Genomic DNA, 23,371 nt, shown 5'->3' with positions numbered 1-23,371 from the left:
CCTTCACCGAAACCGCAACTGACCGACCAAGGAGATGAGACTCATGAGCACCCCGATCACGCTGCCGCAAGGCATGGCGATCACCGGCGAAATCAAGCCGGGTTACGAAGCGATCCTGACGCCTGAAGCACTCGCGCTCGTCGCGGCGCTGCACCGCGCGTTCGAGCCGCGCCGCCAGGCGCTGCTGCAGGCCCGCGTCGAACGCACCAAGCGCCTCGACGCCGGCGAGCGCCCCGATTTCCTGGCCGACACGAAGGCGATCCGCGAGGGCGACTGGAAGGTCGCGCCGCTGCCGGCCGACCTGCAATGCCGCCGCGTCGAGATCACCGGCCCCGTCGAGCGCAAGATGATCATCAACGCGCTGAACTCGGGCGCCGATTCGTACATGACGGACTTCGAGGATTCGAACGCGCCGAGCTGGACGAACCAGATCGACGGCCAGATCAACCTGAAGGACGCGGTGCGCCGCACGATCTCGCTCGAACAGAACGGCAAGTCGTACCAGCTGAACGACAAGGTCGCGACGCTGATCGTGCGTCCGCGCGGCTGGCATCTCGACGAGAAGCACGTGACGGTCGATGGCCAGCGCGTGTCCGGCGGCATCTTCGATTTCGCGCTGTTCCTGTTCCACAACGCGAAGGAACTGATCGCGCGCGGCTCGGGCCCGTACTTCTACCTCCCGAAGATGGAAAGCCATCTCGAAGCGCGCCTGTGGAACGACATCTTCGTCGCGGCACAGGAGGCCGTCGGCGTGCCGCGCGGCACGATCCGCGCGACGGTGCTGATCGAGACGATCCTCGCCGCGTTCGAGATGGACGAGATCCTGTACGAACTGCGCGAACACAGCTCAGGCCTGAACGCCGGCCGCTGGGACTACATCTTCTCGGCGATCAAGAAGTTCAAGAACGACCGCGACTTCTGCCTGGCCGATCGCTCGAAGATCACGATGACGGTGCCGTTCATGCGCGCGTACGCGCTGCTGCTGCTGAAGACCTGTCACAAGCGCAATGCGCCGGCGATCGGCGGAATGAGCGCGCTGATCCCGATCAAGAACGATCCGGAAGCGAACGACAAGGCGATGGGCGGCGTGCGCTCGGACAAGCAGCGCGACGCGACCGACGGCTACGACGGCGGCTGGGTCGCGCACCCGGGCCTCGTGCCGATCGCGATGGAGGAATTCGTCAAGGTGCTCGGCGACCAGCCGAACCAGATCGCGAAGCAACGCGACGACGTGCAGATCGAAGGCAAGAACCTGCTCGACTTCCAGCCTGAAGCGCCGATCACCGAAGCCGGCCTGCGCAACAACATCAACGTCGGCATCCACTATCTCGGCGCCTGGCTCGACGGCAACGGCTGCGTGCCGATCCACAACCTGATGGAAGACGCGGCGACCGCCGAGATCTCCCGCTCGCAGGTGTGGCAGTGGATCCGCTCGCCGAAGGGCGTGCTCGACGACGGCCGCAAGGTCACCGCCGAGCTCGTGCGCGAATTCGCGAAGGCCGAGCTCGACAACGTGAAGCGGTCGGTCGGCGGCAACACGCAGCCGTACGAGCGTGCCGCGGCGATCTTCGAACAGATGTCGACGTCGGAAGGCTTCACCGAATTCCTGACGCTGCCGCTGTACGAGGAAATCTGACGACGCGGGCCGGCTCGCCGGTCCTGCCCGCCGCCGGTCGCACGACACGGCGGCATGAAAAAAGCGCCCCGCGGGGCGCTTTTCCTTTGCTGCGCAGCGGGTTCGCTATGCGGATGCGGCGGCGGCTTCCCGCTCGCGCCGGTGCTGGACCCAGTCGCCCGACGCGATGCGCGGACGGTCGGCTGCCGCATGCGCGGCGACCGGATAGTAGACGCACGCATACGGACGACCGCCGAGTTCGACGGTCACCGGCTCCTGCCGGAACAGCGTGTCGACGCCCGGATAGACGCGCTCGATCTCGTCGAGCACGGGCACCAGTCGCTCGTCGATCTCGTAGACGTCGCCCCACACGAGCGACCGGCCGGCCGGCCCGGGCACCATGCCCGGATACGTGCCGAAATCGTACAGTTCGCCCGGCAGTGCGGCCGCCCCGAGCAGCGTCGGCGCGGCGATCCCGTGCCGCGCGGCCGCCTGGCCGATGTCGTTGGCTTCCCCCGCTCTCAACGTGCCGTAGACGAATACATGGCGCATCGTGGTCCTCCTCTTCGATTCAGGTGTTGCCGTGCCGGGCCGTCGCGGCCGTGCCGCGGGCGCCGGCGTCGTCGGGGCGCTGCTTGTGCGAAAACGCGCCCGCATCGATAGACCGCGCCGGCGGCACGATGGTTCTTGTCGGCGCGACGCATCACGCTGGCCCGGGCTTGCGCCGGCCGGCACACGTGCTGCCCCATACAAAGTTCATTTGAACCGTGCATTATCGGCCGAAAAACCGCCGCATGCGCCTGCGCGGCGCCTTCTAAAATGACGGCATCGCCGCCGCGCCGACCGAATCGTCCATGAACCCGCCACCCCAAGCCGACGCATCGAACCCGTACGACGTCATCGACATCCCGCCCGAGTTCGCGCCGACCCGCGTCCACCCGATGCGTGTCCGGGCACGGCAGGTCGACGCCGGCCGCCGGATCCCGCTGCACACGCACGCGTGGGCGCAACTTGCGTATGCATCGCGCGGCGTGCTGCGCGTCGCGACGACCGGGACGACGTGGATGGTGCCGCCGTCCCGCGCGATCTGGGTGCCGCCGCACGTCACGCACGAGGTCGTGATCGTCGAGGAAGCGTACTTGCGCACGCTGTACATCGACGAGTCGGTCGTGCCGGACGGGCTCGACGCATGCCGGGTGGTCGAGGTGACGGGCTTGCTGCGCGAACTGATCGTCGCGCTCGACGCGCGCGACCTGAGCGGCACCCGCGAACGGCTGCTGTGCGGGCTCGTGCTCGACGAGCTGAGCCGCGCCGAACCGCTGCCGCTCGCGGTGCCGATGCCCGACGAGAAGCGGCTGCGCATGCTGTGCGAGGCGGTGCTCGCGCAACCGGCGCATGCGGAATCGCTCGAACACTGGGCGAGCGAGGTCGGTGCGAGCACGCGCACGATCTCGCGGCTGTTCAAGCAGGAACTGGGCGTGAGTTTTTCGCAGTGGCGGCAGCAGGCGCTGCTCGCGCGCGCGATTCCGCTGTTGAACCAGGGGCGCCCGCTGTCGCATATCGCCCGCGAACTCGGCTACCAGAGCCAGAGCGCGTTTTCGGCGATGTTCCGGCGCGCGTTCGGCGAAAGCCCGCGCGCGTTCATGCTGCGCGGCTACGAGCATCGCGGCGCGGAAGACGGCATCGCAATCGACGACGCCCCCGACGACGACGCGATCGACGCCGCCCGCTGACCGTCGCCGCGTGGCCCCCGCGTGGGTAACCGTTACGCGCTCAAACCGGACGCACCATGTGGCGAATCGAGCCGAGCTGGGCCAGCCTCGGCCCGGTGACGCGGTAGCCCATCCGCAGGTAGAGGCGCGCGGCCGGATTGTCGACGAACACACGCAACTGCAGTTCGTGCAGCCCGCGGGCGCGCGCCCAGCGATGCGACATGTCGAGCATGTAGGTGCCGGCGCCCTGTCCGCGATGGCCGGCCGCGATCTGCACATCGCGGATGTGCAGCGAATCGCCCTCCTCGGTCACGCGCAGCACGCCGATACGTTCGCCGTCGGCTTCCAGGATGAAGTTTTCGGATTCGCGCCAGCTCGCATAGAACAGGTCGCTGCGCCAGACGAGCCCATGGCGCTTGTAATAGCCGCCCATGTTGCCGTGCGTCAGCGCCTCGGCAAACGGAAAATCGCCAGGCTCCGCGGGCCGGAGCTGATACAGCAATCGCAGGTCGGTCGGATCGAGCATCGCGCAGGGGTCAAAAACGCATTCCGCCACGATAGCGCAGTCGCGGGCGGATGCAATCGCGAATTTCTCGTAGTGGCGCCGGATCGGCGACGCAAATGAAAAAGCCCGCACGAGGCGGGCTTTTTCATTTTCTGGCGGAGCGGACGGGACTCGCCTACATTCTGCAGGCCGCGGCTGCGCGTGCACGCGCAGCCCTTCGCGTCCCGCCGGAAGCCGCGCAGGCGGCTTCCTCCGCTCCGCAGTCACGCGCCCGCGAGCGGGCACGATCAACGACGCAAATGAAAAAGCCCGCACAAGGCGGGCTTTTTCATTTTTGGCGGAGCGGACGGGACTCGAACCCGCGACCCCCGGCGTGACAGGCCGGTATTCTAACCGACTGAACTACCGCTCCAGTCTTGCTTCTTGCCTGGCAGGCGTCGGTTACTTCCTGCCGGCGCATCGTTTGTTCGAACGACGCCGAAATCTGGCGTCCCCTAGGGGATTCGAACCCCTGTACTCACCGTGAAAGGGTGATGTCCTAGGCCTCTAGACGAAGGGGACAACATACTGCTTACATCTTTAACGCAAAAGCCCGCTCAAAACGTTCATTTGAACGGGCTTTGTTCTGGCGGAGCGGACGGGGCTCGAACCCGCGACCCCCGGCGTGACAGGCCGGTATTCTAACCAACTGAACTACCGCTCCAGCTTTCTTTACTCTCACCTGCAGGACCTCGTTCACGTCCTGCAAGCGTTGCGACACTTCTACTACGAAACGCCGCTGAATCCTGGCGTCCCCTAGGGGATTCGAACCCCTGTACTCACCGTGAAAGGGTGATGTCCTAGGCCTCTAGACGAAGGGGACAACGTACTGCTTACATCTTTAATACAAAAGCCCGCTCAAAAACGTCTTGAACGGGCTTCGTTCTGGCGGAGCGGACGGGACTCGAACCCGCGACCCCCGGCGTGACAGGCCGGTATTCTAACCGACTGAACTACCGCTCCAACTTTCTGCACCGTTACCTGCAGGACGTCGGTTACGTTCCTGCAAGCCTCGCGACACTTCTATGAAACGCCGCTGAATCTGGCGTCCCCTAGGGGATTCGAACCCCTGTACTCACCGTGAAAGGGTGATGTCCTAGGCCTCTAGACGAAGGGGACATGATCTTTTCAGATCTGTCTGACTTTCGCTATTCACTCATCATCAACAGCGAAGGCCGAAATTCTAACTGCTTTAAATCATTTTGTGAAGCATTTATTACTTACTACCGCTGCTTCGCAAATCAATTCGTTCCGCTCTGATGGTGGAGGTAAGCGGGATCGAACCGCTGACCTCTTGCATGCCATGCAAGCGCTCTCCCAGCTGAGCTATACCCCCTTGCAGAACAGAAATGAGATTATATGGACCGAATTTGAACTTGTAAATACCCTTTTTGCGATTCGAGCGAAATTTTTTGCGAAGCCGCCGTGACACCCTGCGCGAGCGGCTTCGCATCCGCTCCAACCTCAGGCCAGCGCGGCCTCGATACGCGACACCACGACGTCACGACCGAACAGCACGAGCACCGCGTCGATCGACGGCGTATGCGTCGTGCCCGCCACCAGCAGGCGCACCGGCATCGCGAGCTGCGGCATCTTCAGCTTGTGCGCGCCGAGCGTCGCCTTCAGCGCGGCGGACACCGCTTCCTTCGTCCAGTCGGCCGCCTTCAGCGCGGCGACGAGATCGGCCAGTGCCGGGCGCACCGCATCGGTCACGTGCTGCGCGAGCGCGTCGGCATCCGGCGCCGGCACGCGGTAGAACATCGCGGCGCCTTCGGCGATCTCCTTGACCGTCGTCGCGCGGTCCTTCATCAGGCCGACCACCGCATCGAGCGCGGGGCCCGTCGCGATCGCCGCGTCGTCGATGCCGAGCGCGTCGAGGAACGGCTTCGCCAGCGCGGCGAGGCGCGCGTTGTCTGCTTCCTTGATGTAATGGGCGTTCAGCCAGCTCAGCTTGCTGTGGTCGTACTGCGCGGGCGACTTGCCGAGATGCTCGAGGTCGAACCATTCGACGAACTGCTCGCGCGAGAAGATCTCCGCGTCGCCGTGCGACCAGCCGAGGCGCGCGAGGTAGTTGACGACGGCCTCCGGCAGGAAGCCCGCGTCGCGGTACGCCATCACGCTCATCGCGCCATGCCGCTTGCTCATCTTCTCGCCCTGCTCGTTCAGCACGGTCGGCAGGTGCGCGTAGACGGGCGGCTCGCCGCCGAGCGCGCGCAGGATGTTGATCTGGCGCGGCGTGTTGTTCACGTGGTCGTCGCCACGGATCACGTGCGTGATGTTCATGTCCATGTCGTCCACGACCACGCAGAAGTTGTAGATCGGCGTGCCGTCCGGGCGCGCGATCACGAGGTCGTCGAGTTCCTCGTTCGAGATCTCGACACGCCCCTTCACCGCGTCGTCCCACACGACCGTGCCGGTCAGCGGGTTGCGGAACCGCAGCACCGGCTTCACGCCGGCCGGCGGCTCGGGCAGCACCTTGCCCGGCTCCGGACGCCACGTGCCGTCGTAGCGCGGCTTGAGGCCGGCCTCGCGCTGGCGTTCGCGCAGCGCGTCGAGCTCCTCGGCCGACATGTAGCACGGGTACGCGAGGCCCTGCTCGAGCATCTGCGCGAGCACCGCGCGGTAGCGGTCCATCCGCTGCATCTGGTAGATCGGGCCTTCGTCGAAATCCAGGCCGAGCCACTGCATCCCCTCGAGGATCGCGTCGACGGCTTCCTGCGACGAACGCTCGACGTCGGTATCCTCGATACGCAGCACGAACGTGCCTTTCATCTTGCGCGCGAACGCCCACGGATAGAGCGCGGAGCGGATGTTGCCGAGGTGGATGAAGCCGGTGGGACTCGGCGCGAAGCGGGTACGGACAGGACGGGTCATAAACGGTAACTCGAACGCCTGGGGCGCATGAATGATTCGACGCGGGATCGACGGCGACAGCCCGGACAGCACTGGGGCCGGCCGCGCCCGGAACGGGAAAGAAGCCGGAATTATACTCGCGCCGCCCTTCGCGCCAAGCGCGCCGCTTGCTTTATGATGTGCGCGCCGCGGCCGCCAGCCGGCGCCGCGCCGGCCGCGCGGTTTGTGCCGCGCGGCCGCTCGGAACCTATCGCCGCCGCGGGCCGCACGGCCCGCCGCCAAGCCGCCGGAGAACCATTCGATGTCGTCCCCTCGCCTGTCGCGCCGTCACTTCACGATCGCTTGCGCATCCGCCAGCCTCGCCGCCTGCACGTCGTTCGGCGACAAGTCCCACCCCGACAACGCCGCGAATCCCGCGCAGTCGCGCGAGAAGCCCGTGAAGATCGGCATCGCGCTCGGCGGCGGCGCCGCCCGCGGCTTCTCGCACATCGGCGTGCTGAAAGCGCTCGAGGCACGCGGCATCCCGGTCGAGATCGTCGCGGGCACGAGCGCGGGCTCGGTGGTCGGGGCGCTCTATGCCGCCGGGATGAGCGGGCTGCAGATCAACAAGATCGCACTCGACATGGATCAGGCGGCGATCAGCGACTGGGCGCTGCCGTTCCGCTCGCGCGGGCTGCTGCAGGGCGTGGCGCTGCAGAACTTCCTGAACAAGACGCTCAACAACCGGCCGATCGAAAAGATGGCGAAGCCGCTCGGCATCGTCGCGACGGACCTGCAGAACGGCCAGCCGATCCTGTTCCAGCAGGGTAATACGGGGCTCGCGGTGCGCGCGTCGTGCAGCGTGCCGTCGGTGTTCGAGCCCGTGAAGATCGGCAACCGCGAATACGTCGACGGCGGCCTCGTGAGCCCGGTGCCCGCGTCGTTCGCGCGCAAGATGGGCGCGAGCTTCGTGATCGCGGTCGACATCTCGTCGCGGCCGGACGGCGCGGCGACCAACAACCCGATCGAGATGCTGCTGCAGACCTTCACGATCATGGGCCAGACGATCAAGACCTACGAGCTCGACAAATACGCGGACGTCGTGATCCGCCCGAACCTCGCGGCGATGGGCGGCAGCGACTTCAACCAGCGCAACGCGGCGATCCTCGCGGGCGAGGAAGCCGTCGCGCGCGTCATGCCCGAGCTGCAGCGCAAGCTCGCGGCGGCCCGCGGCGTCGCGGCGGCATAAGCGGCGCATCGCGGCGCGCGGCGCGCGACAGCGAGCGCGCCACCGACGATGGCCCCGCCACCAGCCGCTTGGCGCACGCCCCAAAACAAAAAACCCTGCCGCCTTCCGGTGACAGGGTTTTTTGGATCCGGCGGTTCGCCGGCGAGCGTCGGTCAGTTGCTGCCGTTCGCCGCGTCGTCGCCGATCGTGGCACGCACGCGCTGGCGCAGGTCGTCGGCCTTCATCGGGAACTCCGACTCGAGCCGGCGCGCACCGGTGAAACGCTTTTCCCAGTAGCCGCTGTCGAGATCGTCGACGCGAATCGTGCTGCCCGTCGACGGCGAATGCACGAACTTGTTGTCGCCGATATAGATGCCGACGTGCGAGAACGTACGGCGCATGGTGTTGAAGAACACGAGGTCGCCCGGCTTCAGGTTGCTCATGCTGACCTTCTCGCCGACGCGGCTCATCTCTTCGGCGCGACGCGGCAGCGACATGCCGAGCGTGTCCTGGAACACGTAGCGCACGAAGCCGCTGCAGTCGAGGCCGGAATCCGGCGAGTTGCCGCCCCAGCGGTAACGCACGCCGATCATGTTCAGCGCACCGACGACGACGTCGCCTGCCTTGCCCGCCATGCCGGCAAGAAACGACTTCGCGCCGCCGCTCGACGACTGGGCATTGGTCTGCTGGGGGGAGGAGCTCGACCCGATTTGAGTCGAATTCGTGACATTCTGGTTAAAACTGCTGACTTCGTCGGCGAACGCGCCGGGAGCTGCTGCGAACAGGGCGCCGATGAACAGCCCGGCGAGGGTGCGCGCGCATGCCTGGGTCAGGGATCGATGCTGCATTGGTCGATGGAATGTGCTTAAAAATCAGCTGATTGGCGGAAAATTTCGGTCGATACTAGCCAGCGCGTAATCGTTTGTCAAAACAAATTAAAAAATACAATCGAGATAGTCAGACCATTGGACGCCTATCACGCTTTCCAGACCGCTTTCAACAGCTTTTGTGTGTAAGGATGTGAAGGTTTCGTGAAGATATCGGCCACGTCGCCGGACTCGACGATCGCCCCGCCCTGCATCACCGCGACCCGGTGCGCCATCGCGCCGATCACCTCCAGGTCGTGGCTGATGAATACATAGCCGAGGTTGTATTTCTGTTGCAAATTCGCGAGCAGCTTCAGCACCTGCTGCTGGATCGACACGTCGAGCGCGGACGTCGGTTCGTCGAGGATCAGGATGCGCGGCTCCAGCACGAGCGCGCGCGCGATCGCGATCCGCTGGCGCTGCCCGCCCGAGAATTCGTGCGGATAGCGATGCAGCACCGTGCGGTCGAGGCCGACTTCGCGCAGCACGGCCAGCGACTTCGCGCGGCGCGCGTCCGGCGTGAGTTCCGGGCGATGCAGTTCCAGCCCCTCGCCGACGATCCGCTCGATCGTGTGACGCGGCGACAGTGAACTGAAGGGATCCTGAAAGACGACCTGCATGTTCGAGCGCAGCGCGGTCTGTTCGCGGCCGCGATAGGTCGACAGCGCGCGCCCCTGGAATTCGATCTCGCCGTGGGCCGTCCTTTGCAGCCCGAGCAGCGCCATCGCGAGCGTCGACTTCCCGGAGCCGGATTCGCCGACGATCCCGAGCGTCTCGCCCTGCCGCACCGACACGGACACGTCCGCGACCGCCGTCACGGGCGTCGTGCCGAACCAGCCTGCGAAGCCCGGCCGCTTGCGCGCGAACTGCACGCTGACGTGGCGCGCATCGAGCACGACGGGCGCGATCGGCATCACCGGCGCGACCGCGCGCTGCGGCCGGCTGTTCAGCAGCCGCTGCGTATACGGATGCTCCGGCTCCGCGAAGATCCGCTCGACCGGCCCGCTTTCGACCAGCTTGCCGCGCTCCATCACCGCGACCCGCTCGGCGAAGTGCCGTACGAGGTTCAGGTCGTGCGTGATCAGCAGGATCGCCATCCCGCGCTTTTCCGCCTCCTCGCGCTGCAGCTCGAGCAGCAGGTCGACGATCTGCGCGCGGATCGTCACGTCGAGCGCCGTGGTCGGTTCGTCCGCGAGCAGGAGGCGCGGCCGGCAGGCGAGCGCCATCGCGATCATCGCGCGCTGCCGCTGGCCGCCCGACAACTGGTGCGGGTAACTGTCGACGCGCCGCTCCGGCTCCGCGATGCCGGTACGCGCAAGCAGCGCGATCGCGCGCTTGCGCGCCTCCACCGCCGTCACGCCGTCGTGCAGCACGATCGTCTCGCCGATCTGCGTCCCGATCGTGTACAGCGGGTTGAGCGCCGTCATCGGCTCCTGGAAGATCATCGCGATGTCCGAGCCGCGCAGCCCGCGCATCTCGCGTTCGCTCTTGCCGGCGAGGTCATGCCCGGCGAAGCGGATCGTGCCGCTCACGTCGGCGTCGCGCAGCAGCCGCAGGATCGACAGCGCGGTCACGCTCTTGCCCGATCCCGACTCGCCGACGAGCGCGACGCGCTCGCCGCGGCCGATCGCGAGCGTCACGTCGTCGACGGCCACCGTGTCGCCGAAGCGCACCTGCAGATGCTCGAGCGACAGCAGCGGCTCGCCCGCGTTCGATACGGCCGTGTCGCTCATCGCTGGCCTCCTGCCGCGCGCACCGAATCGGCGATCCGCGTGTCGAGCGCGTTGCGCAGCGCGTCGCCCATGAAGGTCAGCAGCAGCAGCGTTGCGACCAGCACGCCGAACGTCGACAGCGAGATCCACCACGCATCGAGGTTGCCCTTGCCCTGCGCGAGCAGCTCGCCGAGGCTCGGCGTGGGCGGCGGCACGCCGAGCCCGAGGAAGTCGAGGCTCGTGAGCGCGAGGATCGCGCCGCTCATCCGGAACGGCAGGAACGTGATCACGGGCGTCATGCTGTTCGGCAGCACGTGGCGCCAGATGATCTGCCAGTTCGTGAGCCCCATCGCGCGGGCCGCGCGCACGTAGTCCTGCGTGCGGTTGCGCAGGAACTCGGCACGCACGTAGTCGGCCAGGCCGATCCAGCCGAACAGCGACAGCAGCACGATCAGCAGCAGGAAGCTCGGCTCGAAGATCGACGCGAAGATGATCAGCAGGTACAGCTCGGGCAGCGAACTCCAGATCTCGATCAGCCGCTGCCCGACGATGTCGATGCGCCCGCCGAAGAAGCCCTGCACGGCGCCCGCGGCGATCCCGAGCAGCGTGCCGATCGCGGTCAGGACCAGCCCGAACTCGACCGACACGCGGAACCCGTACACGAGCCGCGCGAGCAGGTCGCGCCCCTGCGCGTCGGTGCCGAGCCAGTTCGCACGCGACGGCGGCGCCGGGTTCGGCACGCTCGAGAAATAGTTCAGCGTGTCGTAGTAATAGCGGTTCGGCGGATACACGACGAAGTTGCCCGGCGCCTCGAGCCGCTTGCGGACGTACGGATCGAGATAGTCGGCCGGCGTCGGGAAGTCGCCGCCGAAGGTCGTCTCCGGATACGCATGGAACATCGGGAAATAGGTCTGGCCGTCGTAGCGCACGACGAGCGGCTTGTCGTTCGACCACAGCGGCGCCGCGAGGCTCGCGGCGAACGCGACGACGAAGATCACGAAGCTCCAGTAGCCGAGGCGCTGCTGGCGAAAGCGCTGCCAGACGCGGCGCGCGGGCGACGGCGACACGCGCGCACGGGCCGCGTCGATGCGGGACGACACGACGGCCCGGTTCATCGCGCACCTCGCCCGGCGAGCGCGGGCAGGCGGACGGGCGCGCCGGCGAGCGGCGTGCTGGCAGACGGTTTCATGTCAGCGCTCCAGGTTGTCGAATTGAATGCGCGGGTCGACCCACACATAGCAGAGGTCCGAGATCAGCTTGGTCGCGAGCCCGATCAGCGTGAACAGGTACAGCGTGCCGAGCACGACCGGATAGTCGCGCCGCACGACCGACTCGTACGACAGCAGCCCGAGGCCGTCGAGCGAGAACAGCGTCTCGATCAGCAGGCTGCCCGTGAAGAACGCGCCGATGAACGCGGCCGGAAACCCGACGATCAGCGGCAGCATCGCGTTGCGGAACACGTGCTTCCACAGCACGGTGCGCTCGGCGAGCCCTTTCGCGCGCGCGGTCAGCACGTACTGCTTGCGGATTTCGTCGAGGAACGCGTTCTTCGTGAGCATCGTGATGACCGCGAAGCTGCCGACGACCGACGCCGTGATCGGCAGCGCGATGTGCCACAGATAATCGAGCACCTTGCCGGCGAGCGACAGCTGGGCGAAGTTGTCCGACGTGAGCCCGCGCAGCGGGAACAGCTGCCAGAACGAGCCGCCGCCGAACAGCACGAGCAGCAGCACGCCGAGCACGAAGCCCGGAATCGCATAGCCGACCAGCACGACGAGGCTCGTCGCGACATCGAACGGCGAGCCGTTGCGCACGGCCTTCGCGATGCCGAGCGGCACGGCGATCAGGTAGGTGACGAAGAACGTCCACAGCCCGATGCTGATCGACACCGGCAGCTTCTGCACGACCAGCGACCACACGCTCTGGTGGCGGAAGTAGCTGTCGCCGAGATCGAAGCGCGCGAAACGCTTCAGCATCAGCCAGTAACGCTCGAGCGGCGGCTTGTCGAAGCCGTACAGCGCCTTGAGCTGCGCGAGCTGCTGCGCGTCGACGCCGGTGTGCGCGCGCATTCCGAACGGCGCCGCGCCCTGCTCCGTCGCGCCCTTGCGCAGTTCCTGCACGGCCTGTTCGACCGGGCCGCCCGGCACGAACTGGATCACCGCGAACGTGAGCGTGAGCACGCCGACGAGCGTCGGGATCATCAGCAGCAGGCGTTTGAGGATGTAGCTCCACATAGGGCGTCGACTCGCGATCGATAGGCTGGGTTGAACGAAGGGCCGGCAGGCTTCAGTGATCGGGCTTGGCCCACCAGGTCGATACGACCCAGCCCTCGGCCGAATAGTACAGCGGCAGCGTTTGCGGATAGCCGAGCGTGCGCTTGTATGCAATCCGGTGCGTGGTGCTGTACCACTGCGGAACCGCGTAATAGCCGTGCATCAGCACGCGGTCGAGCGCATGCGTCGCGTCGAGCAGGTCCTCGCGCGTCTGCGCGGCGCCGAGCGCATGCAGCAGCGCGTCGACGGCCGGCGACTTCAGGCCGATGATGTTGTCGGAGCCCGGCTCGTCCGCGAACTTGCTGCCGTAGCGCGAGAACTGCTCGGCGCCCGGCACCTGCACACCCGGCAGGCGAACCGTCGTCATGTCGTAGTCGAACGCGTCGAGGCGCTTCTGCAGCAGCGCGTAATCGGCCGTGCGAAAACGCGCGTCGATGCCGAGCTTCGCGAGATTGCGCTGGTAGGCGGTCACGACGCCTTCCATCGCCGCGCCCGAATCGTCGAGGATCTCGAACGTGAACGGCTCGCCCTGCGCGTTGCGCAACGCGCCGTCGCGGTAGGTCCAGCCGGCCTGCGCGAGCAGCGCGCGCGCCTTCAGCAGGTTCGCGCGCAGCGAGCCCGGCGGGTTCGTGTTCGGCTGCGCGACCATCGGGCCGAACACGGCCGGGTCGAGTTGCGTGCGCAACGGCTCCAGCAGCTTCAGTTCGCCCGGGCCCGGCGTACCGGTCGCCTGCAGGTCGGTATCGGCGAAATAGCTGTCGAGGCGCGTGTACGCGCTATAGAACAACTGGCGGTTCAGCCATTCGAAGTCGAACGCGAGATCGAGCGCCTGGCGCACGCGCACGTCGCGAAACAGCGGCCGGCGCAGGTTCATGAAGAAGCCCTGCATGCCCGCGCCGTTGTGCTGGCGGAACTCGCGCTTGACGAGCTCGCCGCTGTCGAAGCGCTTGCCGACGTCGCGCCGCGTCCAGTTGCGCGCGATGTATTCGACCAGCACGTCGTACTCGCCGGCCTTGAACGCCTCGAGCCGCGCGACGCCGTCGCCGTAGAGCTTGTAGACGATCCGCTCGAAGTTGTCGGTGCCGACCCGCACCGGCAGGTCGGCGCCCCAGTACGCGGGATTGCGCCGATAGGTAATCGTGCGGCCGTTGTCGTAGCGCTCGATCAGGTACGGGCCGCTGCCGATCGGCTGCTCGAACCCGAGCTGGTCGAACGGAATCCGCGAACCGTCCGCGCGCAGCCCCCACTTGCGCGAGAACACCGGCACGCCGCCGGCGATCAGCGGCAGCTCGCGGTTCGTGCTGCGGAACTCGAAACGCACGGTCGCGGGATCGACCACCACCGCCTTCGCGATCTCGGCGAAATACGCGCCGAACTGCGGTGCGGCCTGCTTGCTCTTCAGCGTGTCGAACGAAAACCTGACGTCGTCGGCCGTGACCGGATCGCCGTTCGAAAAGCGCGCGCGCGGGTTCAGGTGAAACGTGACCGAGCGGCGGTCCGGCGCGATCGCGATGTCGTCGGCGAGCAGCCCGTAGGCGGATGCCGGTTCGTCCATGCTGCCGGTCGCGAGGCTCTCGAACAGCAGATCGATGCCCGGTGCGGGGTTGCCGCGCATCGTGAACGGATTGAACTTGTCGAACGAGGTGAGCCGGCTCGGGTTCGCGAGCACGAGCGTGCCGCCCTTCGGCGCGTCGGGGTTCACGTAGTCGAAATGCCTGAAGCCCGGCGGATATTTCGGCTCGCCGTATTGCGCGATCGCATAGGCCGCGTGCGCGGCGGTTGCAGCCAGTACCGCCTGTAGTGCCCATGCTGCCGCCGTGCGGCCGGCGGCCCGTACCGCATGCGCGGCGCCGAAGCGGATGCGGGTGGCGGCGGTCCGGGGCGAACCCTTCGTCATAGAGGCCCTGTCGGTCGATTGAGGGATGGAACGTGGGTCGATTCTACCCATTCAATTCGACGTCGAGCCAACTTGCGGGTTTTCGCGCACGGCACCGGCGCGTTGCGGCTGCCGCGTGCGACTCGCACCGGCAAAGAAAAACCGCCCGGTGTTCAGTTCACACGGGCGGTTTTCCTTCGAGGCGCGCACGCATCGCGCGTGCGCCGCAGATCGATCAGCGCCAGCCGTTGTGACGGCCGTTGTCCCAGTGACCGCGATCGCCGTGCCAGCCGCGGCCATGATGGCGATACCACTCGTCGCGGCCCCAGTAGCGGCGGCCGTCCCAGTAGCGATCGCCGTGCCAGCCGATCACGATCGCCGGGGCCGGCGCGTAGACGGGCGCCGGCGCATACACGGGCGCCGGCTGGTAGACGACCGGCGGAGGCGGCGGCGCATACACGGGCGCGGGTGCGACGTAGACCGGAGCCGGCACGCCGACGTTGATCCCGACATTGACTCCCGCCATTGCTGCGCCCGACACGAGCAAGGCCGTCATACCGGTCAAGAGCGAGGCAATACGCAAAGTCTTCATGGATTCCTCTTCGAGTTGTTTCATGTGTGATTCGACTATAACGGCACGCACAGTCTGCGCATATTTCAAGTTTGTAAGAACTGATGCGCTGCATCGCACGTGGAAGCGTCCGCTAACGTCTTGTAACAATTGACGCGCTGCCGCGACGTCCGTTCCGCCGTTTCCTGAAACATCTTTCATCCTTGCCCGCGTCCGGCGTCGAGCGACGCCCACGCACACCGCGCGGCCATAATGACAAAGGCGGCACTCGCGTGCCGCCTTTGATGCATGAATGCGCATGGAGATCGTCCGCTGCGCCGCGATGCCGCTCAGCCGCTCACGGGCTCAGCGCGACATCATGTTCATGCTGACGTTGTGCATCACCCACAGCGTGCCGACGATCAGGATCGCCGCCGTCAGCACGGTGTAGCTGAACGCCATCACGTTCCAGCGTTGGCCGGACGAACCGTTCATGTGCAGGAAGTACACGAGGTGCACGACGATCTGCACGAATGCGAGCACGGCGAGCGCGATCAGCGATGCGTGCGGCGACAGCACGCCGCCCATCACGAGGCCGAACGACGCGGCCGTGAGCAGCACCGACAGGATGAAACCGGCGACATAGCCGCCGACGCTGCCGTGCCCTTCTTCGAGTTGCGACGAATGCGAATGGGCCATTTAGATCACGCTCGCGAGATAGACAAAGGAAAACACGCAGATCCACACGATGTCGAGGAAGTGCCAGAAGAGGCTCAGGCACGTCAGACGCCGCAGGTCGCGATCGGTCAGGTCGCCGCCGCGCAGCACGATCTGCCCGGCGAGCACGATCATCCACACGAGGCCGGCCGTCACGTGCAGCCCGTGCGTGCCGACCAGCGTGAAGAACGCCGACAGGAACGCGCTGCGCTGCGGGCCCGCGCCTTCCGCGATCAGGTGCGAGAACTCGCGCAGCTCCATCGCGAGGAACGCCGCGCCGAGCACGAACGTCACCGCGAGCCACGCGAGCAGCGCGCCGCGCCGCTGCTTGTAGGCGGCCAGCATCGCGAAGCCGTAGGTGATGCTCGACAGCAGCAGCGCGGCGGTTTCCACCGCGACGCCCGGAATGTCGAACAGGTCCTTCGCGGTCGGACCGCCCGCGTACTGGTTGCCGAGCACCGCGAACGTCGCGAACAGCGCCGCGAAGATCACGCAGTCGGTCATCAGGTACAGCCAGAAGCCGAACACCGAGTGCGACGGCGGATGGTCGTCGTGCTCGAGCAGGGTTGCGCTCAGGGTTTTCTGCAACATCAGTTGGTCTCCAGTTCCACGTCGTCGACACGCGTGGCCACGCGCGCCGCCGGTTGCTTCTCTTCGATCCTGCGCACCTTCGACGCCGGGATGTAGTAGCCGTCGTTGTCACGCGAGCTGTAGACCACGAGCGTCGCGACGATGCCGACCAGGCCGCCGATCGCCATCCACCAGATGTGCCACACCAGCGCGAAGCCCAGCACCAGGCTGAAGACCGCGACCACGAGACCCGCGCACGTATTCGACGGCATGTGGATGTCGCGGATCGCCGCCGGGTTCGGCCGGCCGTCGCCGCGTGCCTTCATGTCGGCGTACGCGTCGAGCGTGCGCACCTGCGGGATCACCGCGAAGTTGTACTCGGCCGGCGGCGACGAGGTCGCCCATTCCAGCGTGCGGCCGCCCCACGGGTCGCCCGTGGTGTCGCGATATGCCGGCAGGTTGCGGTTGCGGATGCTGACCACCAGTTGCAGCAGCTGGCACGCGATGCCGATCGCGATCAGCACGGCGCCGAACGCGGCGACCAGCAGCCACGGATGCCACGCCGGATTGTCGTAGTGGTTCAGGCGCCGCGTCATGCCCATGAAGCCGAGCACGTAGAGCGGCACGAACGCGACGTAGAAGCCGACCTGCCAGAACCAGAACGCGGCCTTGCCGAGCTTCTCGTTCAGCTTGAAGCCGAACGCCTTCGGGAACCAGTAGTTGAAGCCCGCGAGATAGCCGAACAGCACGCCGCCGATGATCACGTTGTGGAAGTGCGCGATCAGGAACAGGCTGTTGTGCAGCACGAAGTCCGCGCCCGGGATCGCCATCATCACGCCGGTCATGCCGCCGAGCGTGAACGTGACCATGAAGCCGATCGTCCACAGCACCGGCGTCGTGAATTCGATCCGGCCGCGGTACATCGTAAACAGCCAGTTGAACACCTTCACGCCGGTCGGGATCGCGATGATCATCGTCATGATGCCGAAGAACGCGTTCACGTTCGCACCGGAGCCCATCGTGAAGAAGTGATGCAGCCACACGAGGAACGACAGCACCATGATCGCGCAGGTCGCGTACACCATCGTCTTGTAGCCGAACAACGGCTTCTTCGAGAACGTCGCGATGACTTCCGAGAAGATGCCGAACGCCGGCAGGATCAGGATGTACACCTCCGGATGGCCCCACGCCCAGATCAGGTTCAGGTACAGCATCGCGTTGCCGCCGGCTTCGTTCGTGAAGAAGTGCATGCCGAGGTAGCGGTCGAGGCCGAGCAGTGCGAGCGTCGCGGTCAGGATCGGGAACGACGCCATGATCAGCACGTTCGTGCAGAGGGCCGTCCACGTGAACACCGGCATCTTCATCAGCGTCATGCCCGGCGCGCGCATCTTGATGATCGTCACGAAGAAGTTCACGCCGGTCAGCAGCGTGCCGACACCCGAAATCTGCAGCGCCCACAGGTAATAGTCGACCCCTACCCCCGGGCTGAACTGCAGCTCCGACAGCGGCGGATACGCGAGCCAGCCCGTCTGCGCGAACTCGCCGATCACGAGCGAGATGTTGATCAGGATCGCGCTGACCGCCGTCATCCAGAACGACAGCGAGTTGATGAACGGGAACGCGACGTCGCGCGCGCCGATCTGCAGCGGCACGACGAGGTTCATCAGGCCGACCATGAACACCATCGCCATGAAGAAGATCATGATCACGCCGTGTGCCGTGAAGATCTGGTCATAGTGGTGCGGCGGCAGGTAGCCGGGCGCGTTGTACGCGAGCGCGAGCTGCATGCGCATCATGATCGCGTCGGCGAAGCCGCGCAGCAGCATGATCAGCGCGACGATGATGTACATCACGCCGAGTTTCTTGTGGTCGACCGTCGTCAGCCATTCCGTCCACAGCCACTTCCAGCGGCCGGTGATCGTCAGTGCGGCGAGAATGCCCAGCACGACCAGCCCCATGAAGGCGCCTGCCACCATGATGATGGGCTGATCGAACGGGATCGCCGCCAGTGTGAGTTTGCCGAACATGCGTTACCCCTTCGTGCCGCAGGCGGCGTCCTTCAGATCGAGGACGTGGCCATCGTTGTATTTCGCGATGATGTTGTGGAAGAGCCGCGGATCGACCGACGAGAAGTAGCGCACGGGCGCCTTCTCGCTCGGCTGCGCGACGGTGCCGTACACCGTCGCGTCGAGCCGGTCGGGCGACGCCTTGACCTTCTGCACCCACGCGTCGAACTGTTCGCGCGGCTCGGCGAGCGTGCGGAACTTCATGTCGGAGAAGCCGCGGCCGCTGAAGTTGGCGGACGTGCCCGCGTAGTCGCCGGCTTCGTCGGCGATCAGGTGCAGGCGCGTCTGCATGCCGGCCATCGCGTAGACCTGGCCGCCGAGCTGCGGAATGAAGAACGAGTTCATCACCGAATCCGACGTGATGCGGAAATTCACCGGCGTGCCGACCGGAATCGCGAGCTGGTTCACCGACGCGATGCCGAGTTCCGGATAGATGAACAGCCACTTCCAGTCGAGCGCGACGACCTCGACGTCGATCGGCTTCACCGACGACTCGAGCGGCTTGTACGGATCGAGCTCGTGCGTGGTTTTCCACGTGAGCACGCCGAGGAACAGGATGATCAGCGTCGGCACCGTCCAGATCACGACCTCGATCGCGGTCGAGTGCGACCAGTTCGGCGCATAGGCGGCGTTGCGGTTCGATGCGCGGTAACGCCACGCGAACCACAGCGTGAGCAGGATCACCGGCACGACGACGATCAGCATCGCCCATGTCGAGGTCGCGATCAGCGCCTTTTCGGCGGCCCCGACGCTTCCTTTCGGATTTAGTACATCTAAATTACAGCCTGACAGGCTCAGCGCCGCGCCGATCGATATCAGCGCCGTCCAGCCTTTTGAAGCTCTTCTTTTCATCACACAGCCCGAGGGTCATTGAATCCGTTGCGTTTGCCCGATGCGCATTCGATCCACGAAAGTGGCCGAATCATACGTCGCGCGGGCGCGGCGAAAAACCGGTGGGTGCGACAAATCATCATTGCAAAATCCGCAGTGAGACAGATTGTCGCGGGGCAATTTCACGCAGCCGGGAGGCGGCCGCGGGCCTCACGCCGAGGGCCTTGAGACGGCCGAAATCGGCGGAAGGCGCGGGCTCGTGTCCGCCCTGCCCCGATGAATGCGCGCGCAACGATGTCCGCATCGGCACGCGATGCGGACATCGTGCGCGGCGTCACGCGCTCAGCCGTGCGCCGCGGCCATGTACGCCGGCTGCGCCGGTGCGCCGCCGTCCCCGGCCGGCAGCTTCGAACGGCTCGCTTCCTCGATCAGCCGTGCGACGGTCGGATCGATCGCGTCGGTGAACGGCTTCGGATCGACGCCCACCATCAGCACGATTAGCGCAAGCGACGCGAACATCACGATCTCGCGGCGGCTCAGGTCGGCGAGCTTCGCGATACGCGGACCCGCGATCTTGCCGAACACGACGCGCTTCACCATCCACAGCGTGTACGACGCGCTGAGGATCAGCGTGAGCGCCGCGATCGCGCCGATCCAGAAGTTGACGCGGATCGCGCCCATGATGACCATGAACTCGCCGACGAAACCCGACGTGCCCGGCAGGCCGACGTTGGCCATCGCGAACAGCAGCGCGAACGTCGCGAAGCGCGGCATCACGCCCGCCACGCCGCCGTACGCGGCGATCTCGCGCTGCTTCGTGCGATCGACCAGCACGCTCACGCACAGCAGCATCGCGCCCGCGACGAAGCCGTACGACACGAGCTGCACGATCGCGCCTTCGACGCCGATCTGGTTGAACAGGAACAGCCCGAGCGTGACGATCCCCATGTGCGCGACCGTCGAATACGCGAGCAGCTTGCCGAGATCGGTCTGCGCGAGCGCGATCAGGCTCGCGTAGACGATCGCGAACAGCGACAGCGCGATCACGGCCGGCGCGAAGAAGTGGCTCGCGTCCGGCGTGATCGGCAGCGCGAAGCGCAGGAAGCCGTAGCCGCCGAGCTTGAGCATCGCGAGCATCAGCGCGGCACCCGTCGGGCCGTCCGTGTAGACGTCGCGCAGCCACGTATGAACCGGCCACATCGGCACCTTGACCGCGAACGCGGCGAAGAAACCGAGGAACACCAGCAGCTGCGGCGCGAAGCCGAGCTGCAGCGTGCGCCATGCGTTCATGTCGAACGTATGCGACTTCGCGTACAGGTACAGCATCGCCATCAGCAGCAGCAGCGAACCCGCGAACGAGATGAAGAAGAACTTCACGGCCGCGTAGACGCGATGCTCCCTGCCCCACGTACCGATCAGCAGGTACAGCGGAATCAGCGTCGCCTCGAAGAAGATGAAGAACAGCAGCCCGTCCTGCGCGACGAACACGCCGACCATCAGCCCCGACAGGATCAGGAACGACGCGTAGTACTGCGCGACGCGCACCGTCACCGCCTCCCACGACGCGATCACGACGACGAGCGTCGTGAAGGCGGTCAGCACGACAAGCCACAGCGACGCGCCGTCGATCCCGACGCGCCAGCCGGCGTTGAAGGCCGCCAGCCAGTTGCGGGTTTCGGCGAACTGCATCGCGGCCGAGTGCGAATCGAAACCGGTGACGAGCGGCACGACAGCGGCCAGCCCCGCGAGTGCGCCGACCAGCGCGATCAGCCTCGTGCGATGCGGATGACGGTCGGAACCGGCGCGCAGCAGGCACGCGCCGAACAGGATCGGAACCCAGATCGCCAGGCTCAGAAAGGGGAAATCATGCATGTCAACAGGCCTTGAGAGGGTCGCGCGCTGCATCGGAAACAGGCGTGACGAAGGAAACGAAATCAAATCGACAGATAGATTTCGCGGACCGCCAATGTTGGCAAAATGTAAAGCGGAATCAGGGCAAAGCTTGACGCCGCTCAAGCGCAATCGGGTTAACCAGCATAAGGCGAATGATTATTTTTTGCATCGCAGCAGAGGAGCTTTTCACGACGCCCGGATAGATCGCTGATTTTTATGCGTAATTTTTCGTATTGTGATGCGGCGCCGATCGCACGAATCGGTGCGATGCCGCATTTTTGGCCGGAAGACCGATTCTTCGGGCGCAAGCGCGGAATGCGGGGAAGGATGAATGAGAGCGATTCAAACCTTACACGAATACTTTCATTTTTATTTCACCGACCGCCGATCGCCGCGATCCGGAACACCGGAAATCGCGGCACATTCCGTCAGCGTTGATGGCTCAGCCTGTCCCATACGCGCATCGTCACCGCGCGATAGTGGTTGTGTTGCGCGGGGAAATGGACGAAGCGGCTGTCGCGCGTCGCATAGACCGGCGATGACGCGAGCGACATCGCATCGACGATGTAGCGCGCGTCGATCATGCCCGCCTCCAGCAGTTCGACATAGATCGCCTGCTGGTCGCCGCCGCTCGCATAGACCGACGACCGATCGCCGATGCGCTCGATGCGCACGCATATGCGTTCGACCAGTTCGCGCATCGGCGCGACGTTACGCACGCCGATCATGCACGAGTTGATCGCCCAGGCCGTGTGGTCGGTGCCGATCACGAAATCGCGGCCGTCGATCACGCCGTCGACCGTCTGGCGCTGGTCGATCGCGAGGATGTCGGCGTCGACCCAGAACACGAACGCGTGATCTGGCAGATGTTCGCGAATCAGGTGCAGCTTCGCCCAGTTCGCATCGACGCCGGCCGGCAGGAACGCGGGCGGTTCGCGATACGCGTGGTACGCATAGCCGTGTCGCGTGCAGTAGCGAACGAAGTTCTCTTCGTGAAGATCGCCGTAACCGGCGATGTGCGACGTGTGCAGGCTCACGAACGCAATGCCTGCATGCGGGTTCAGGTGCCGCACCGGCTCGCGCGGCCGTTCCTGCGCGGTGCGCCAGTCGTCCATCGCGCTCGGCTGCTCGCCCCGCTGGACACGCGCCGCGTCGTCGACGAGCGCGAGCACGTAGCGAAAGTCGTAGTCGGGCGTCGGCGCCCATACGCCATCGATCTGCTGCCATTCGGGCGCCTGGTGCGCCACGAGCGGATGCGCGCCGACGACCGCGTCGATCGCTAGCCCGTCGCGCCATACCGTCTGGGCCGACGCGAAATGGCCGGTCGCGAGCGGCTGATCGAACGGCAGCGGCGGGAAGTGCTCGGCAAGCAGCGTCGCCTCGCATGCGTGTTGCCGCTCGGGCAAGCGCATCGCCCACTTGCCGAGCTCGACCACCAGCTTGCGCAAGCACTCGCGCACGTCGGGCACGTTGCGAAAGATCATGCCGCTCGCGGCGGGCAACGACGACTTCGAGGTCTGCGTCGTGACGATCGCGTCATAACCGTCCGCGACGGCCGGCAACGCATGCTGGCCGAACACGACCGAGAACGGATCGAGCACGAGCAGCAACGCGCCCTGCTCCATCGCGACGAGCTGCGCGATGATCGCGTGGTACTTGTGCAGCACCTGCTGGCGCTCGCCGTACACGTGCGTGCCGTCGACGATCGTGTGCCGGTAGCCGTGGGCCCGCGCGTAACGTTCGTGATTGTCGACGAGCCCGTCGACGGGACGGTGCGAAAGGATGGTCAGTACGGAATGCATGCGTGCCGGAACTCCCGATTGAGCCGCGCGAGGCGATACGCCTATTTAGCGCATGAGCGCCGCCCGAGTCGAGCATTGATTGGCTGTCCGGACGAAGCGTGGCGCCGGCGGCGCGTGCGGAAACGACGCCGGAAAAGAAAAAGCCCCGCAAGTCCGAGAACTTGCGGGGCTTTGTCACCGCTTTTGGCGGAGACGGAGGGATTCGAACCCTCGATCCAGGTTTTGGCCCAGATGCTCCCTTAGCAGGGGAGTGCCTTCGACCTCTCGGCCACGTCTCCCAAACT

18 protein-coding genes and 8 tRNA genes are annotated in these 23,371 nt (G+C 65.8%); 3 read left to right on the top strand and 23 right to left on the bottom strand.

Features of this window, described 5'->3' with window-relative positions:
- The first annotated feature begins 43 nt into the window (after positions 1-43).
- Positions 44-1,636 carry a malate synthase A gene (gene aceB / locus U5A56_RS06980; protein ID WP_321921556.1) on the top strand — a complete coding sequence of 531 codons (1,593 nt, stop codon included), beginning with the start codon at positions 44-46 and terminating at the stop codon, positions 1,634-1,636.
- A 105-nt stretch (positions 1,637-1,741) separates the two neighbouring features.
- On the opposite strand, the gene U5A56_RS06975 is transcribed toward aceB, so the two are convergent.
- Entirely contained in the window at positions 1,742-2,167 is a 426-nt protein-coding gene (locus U5A56_RS06975; RefSeq protein WP_321921554.1) for a gamma-glutamylcyclotransferase family protein, read from the bottom strand.
- A gap of 302 nt (positions 2,168-2,469) precedes the next feature.
- On the opposite strand from U5A56_RS06975, the gene U5A56_RS06970 reads away from it, so the two are divergent.
- On the top strand, positions 2,470-3,348 hold the full coding sequence (locus U5A56_RS06970) for a helix-turn-helix transcriptional regulator (RefSeq protein WP_321921552.1): 879 nt from the start codon (positions 2,470-2,472) through the stop codon (positions 3,346-3,348).
- 40 nt (positions 3,349-3,388) lie between these two features.
- On the opposite strand, the gene U5A56_RS06965 is transcribed toward U5A56_RS06970, so the two are convergent.
- The 9 genes from U5A56_RS06965 to gltX form a co-directional block, all read right to left on the bottom strand.
- Positions 3,389-3,853, bottom strand: coding sequence for a GNAT family N-acetyltransferase (locus U5A56_RS06965; protein WP_014896698.1), 465 nt, complete (start codon positions 3,851-3,853; stop codon positions 3,389-3,391).
- Positions 3,854-4,167: 314 nt separating this feature from the next.
- A tRNA-Asp gene (locus tag U5A56_RS06960) sits at positions 4,168-4,244 on the bottom strand.
- A gap of 73 nt (positions 4,245-4,317) precedes the next feature.
- Positions 4,318-4,393: transfer RNA gene (locus U5A56_RS06955), tRNA-Glu, on the bottom strand.
- Positions 4,394-4,458: 65 nt separating this feature from the next.
- Positions 4,459-4,535: transfer RNA gene (locus U5A56_RS06950), tRNA-Asp, on the bottom strand.
- An 83-nt stretch (positions 4,536-4,618) separates the two neighbouring features.
- Positions 4,619-4,694, bottom strand: a tRNA-Glu gene (locus tag U5A56_RS06945).
- Between the two features lie 63 nt (positions 4,695-4,757).
- A tRNA-Asp gene (locus U5A56_RS06940) sits at positions 4,758-4,834 on the bottom strand.
- An 80-nt stretch (positions 4,835-4,914) separates the two neighbouring features.
- Positions 4,915-4,990 (bottom strand) — tRNA-Glu (locus U5A56_RS06935).
- 141 nt (positions 4,991-5,131) lie between these two features.
- Positions 5,132-5,207, bottom strand: a tRNA-Ala gene (locus tag U5A56_RS06930).
- A 128-nt stretch (positions 5,208-5,335) separates the two neighbouring features.
- Complete coding sequence (gene gltX / locus U5A56_RS06925) at positions 5,336-6,745, bottom strand: glutamate--tRNA ligase (RefSeq protein ID WP_124488272.1); 1,410 nt, start codon at positions 6,743-6,745, stop codon at positions 5,336-5,338.
- Between the two features lie 280 nt (positions 6,746-7,025).
- Here gltX and U5A56_RS06920 point away from each other — a divergent pair, with 280 nt between their 5' ends.
- Entirely contained in the window at positions 7,026-7,952 is a 927-nt protein-coding gene (locus U5A56_RS06920) for a patatin-like phospholipase family protein (protein WP_321921550.1), read from the top strand.
- Between the two features lie 152 nt (positions 7,953-8,104).
- Here U5A56_RS06920 and U5A56_RS06915 read toward each other — a convergent pair whose 3' ends face one another.
- The 13 genes from U5A56_RS06915 to U5A56_RS06855 form a co-directional block, all read right to left on the bottom strand.
- The gene (locus tag U5A56_RS06915) at positions 8,105-8,779 is read right to left on the bottom strand and encodes a C40 family peptidase (RefSeq protein WP_044847963.1); all 675 of its coding nucleotides are present in this window, start codon (positions 8,777-8,779) and stop codon (positions 8,105-8,107) included.
- Positions 8,780-8,907: 128 nt separating this feature from the next.
- Positions 8,908-10,530: a dipeptide ABC transporter ATP-binding protein gene (locus U5A56_RS06910; protein WP_321921547.1), complete on the bottom strand. Its 1,623-nt coding sequence runs from the start codon at positions 10,528-10,530 to the stop codon at positions 8,908-8,910.
- The gene (locus U5A56_RS06905) at positions 10,527-11,624 is read right to left on the bottom strand and encodes an ABC transporter permease (protein ID WP_124488274.1); all 1,098 of its coding nucleotides are present in this window, start codon (positions 11,622-11,624) and stop codon (positions 10,527-10,529) included. The genes U5A56_RS06910 and U5A56_RS06905 overlap by 4 nt, the downstream gene beginning before the upstream one ends.
- Positions 11,625-11,699: 75 nt before the next feature.
- Entirely contained in the window at positions 11,700-12,743 is a 1,044-nt protein-coding gene (locus U5A56_RS06900) for a microcin C ABC transporter permease YejB (protein WP_321921545.1), read from the bottom strand.
- Between the two features lie 52 nt (positions 12,744-12,795).
- Positions 12,796-14,679, bottom strand: a complete 1,884-nt coding sequence (locus tag U5A56_RS06895) for an extracellular solute-binding protein (RefSeq protein ID WP_321921543.1) — start codon at positions 14,677-14,679, stop codon at positions 12,796-12,798.
- A 214-nt stretch (positions 14,680-14,893) separates the two neighbouring features.
- Complete coding sequence (locus U5A56_RS06890) at positions 14,894-15,250, bottom strand: hypothetical protein (RefSeq protein WP_044848002.1); 357 nt, start codon at positions 15,248-15,250, stop codon at positions 14,894-14,896.
- 324 nt (positions 15,251-15,574) lie between these two features.
- On the bottom strand, positions 15,575-15,907 hold the full coding sequence (cyoD, locus tag U5A56_RS06885) for a cytochrome o ubiquinol oxidase subunit IV (protein WP_011352504.1): 333 nt from the start codon (positions 15,905-15,907) through the stop codon (positions 15,575-15,577).
- Positions 15,908-16,516, bottom strand: a complete 609-nt coding sequence (gene cyoC / locus U5A56_RS06880) for a cytochrome o ubiquinol oxidase subunit III (protein ID WP_044847968.1) — start codon at positions 16,514-16,516, stop codon at positions 15,908-15,910.
- Complete coding sequence (cyoB, locus tag U5A56_RS06875) at positions 16,516-18,522, bottom strand: cytochrome o ubiquinol oxidase subunit I (RefSeq protein ID WP_321801176.1); 2,007 nt, start codon at positions 18,520-18,522, stop codon at positions 16,516-16,518. The genes cyoC and cyoB overlap by 1 nt, the downstream gene beginning before the upstream one ends.
- 3 nt (positions 18,523-18,525) lie before the next feature.
- Complete coding sequence (gene cyoA / locus U5A56_RS06870; RefSeq protein WP_044847970.1) at positions 18,526-19,413, bottom strand: ubiquinol oxidase subunit II; 888 nt, start codon at positions 19,411-19,413, stop codon at positions 18,526-18,528.
- Between the two features lie 321 nt (positions 19,414-19,734).
- Positions 19,735-21,264 carry a complex I subunit 4 family protein gene (locus U5A56_RS06865; protein ID WP_124488279.1) on the bottom strand — a complete coding sequence of 510 codons (1,530 nt, stop codon included), beginning with the start codon at positions 21,262-21,264 and terminating at the stop codon, positions 19,735-19,737.
- Positions 21,265-21,713: 449 nt separating this feature from the next.
- On the bottom strand, positions 21,714-23,087 hold the full coding sequence (locus U5A56_RS06860; protein WP_321921540.1) for a hypothetical protein: 1,374 nt from the start codon (positions 23,085-23,087) through the stop codon (positions 21,714-21,716).
- A 184-nt stretch (positions 23,088-23,271) separates the two neighbouring features.
- Positions 23,272-23,365 (bottom strand) — tRNA-Ser (locus U5A56_RS06855).
- Between the last annotated feature and the right edge of the window lie 6 nt (positions 23,366-23,371).

The organism is Burkholderia sp. BCC1998 (assembly GCF_905339875.1).
Classification (GTDB): Bacteria; Pseudomonadota; Gammaproteobacteria; order Burkholderiales; family Burkholderiaceae; genus Burkholderia.
Note: the sequence above shows the minus strand (reverse complement) of the source record. Positions and strands in the feature narration are given on the sequence as shown.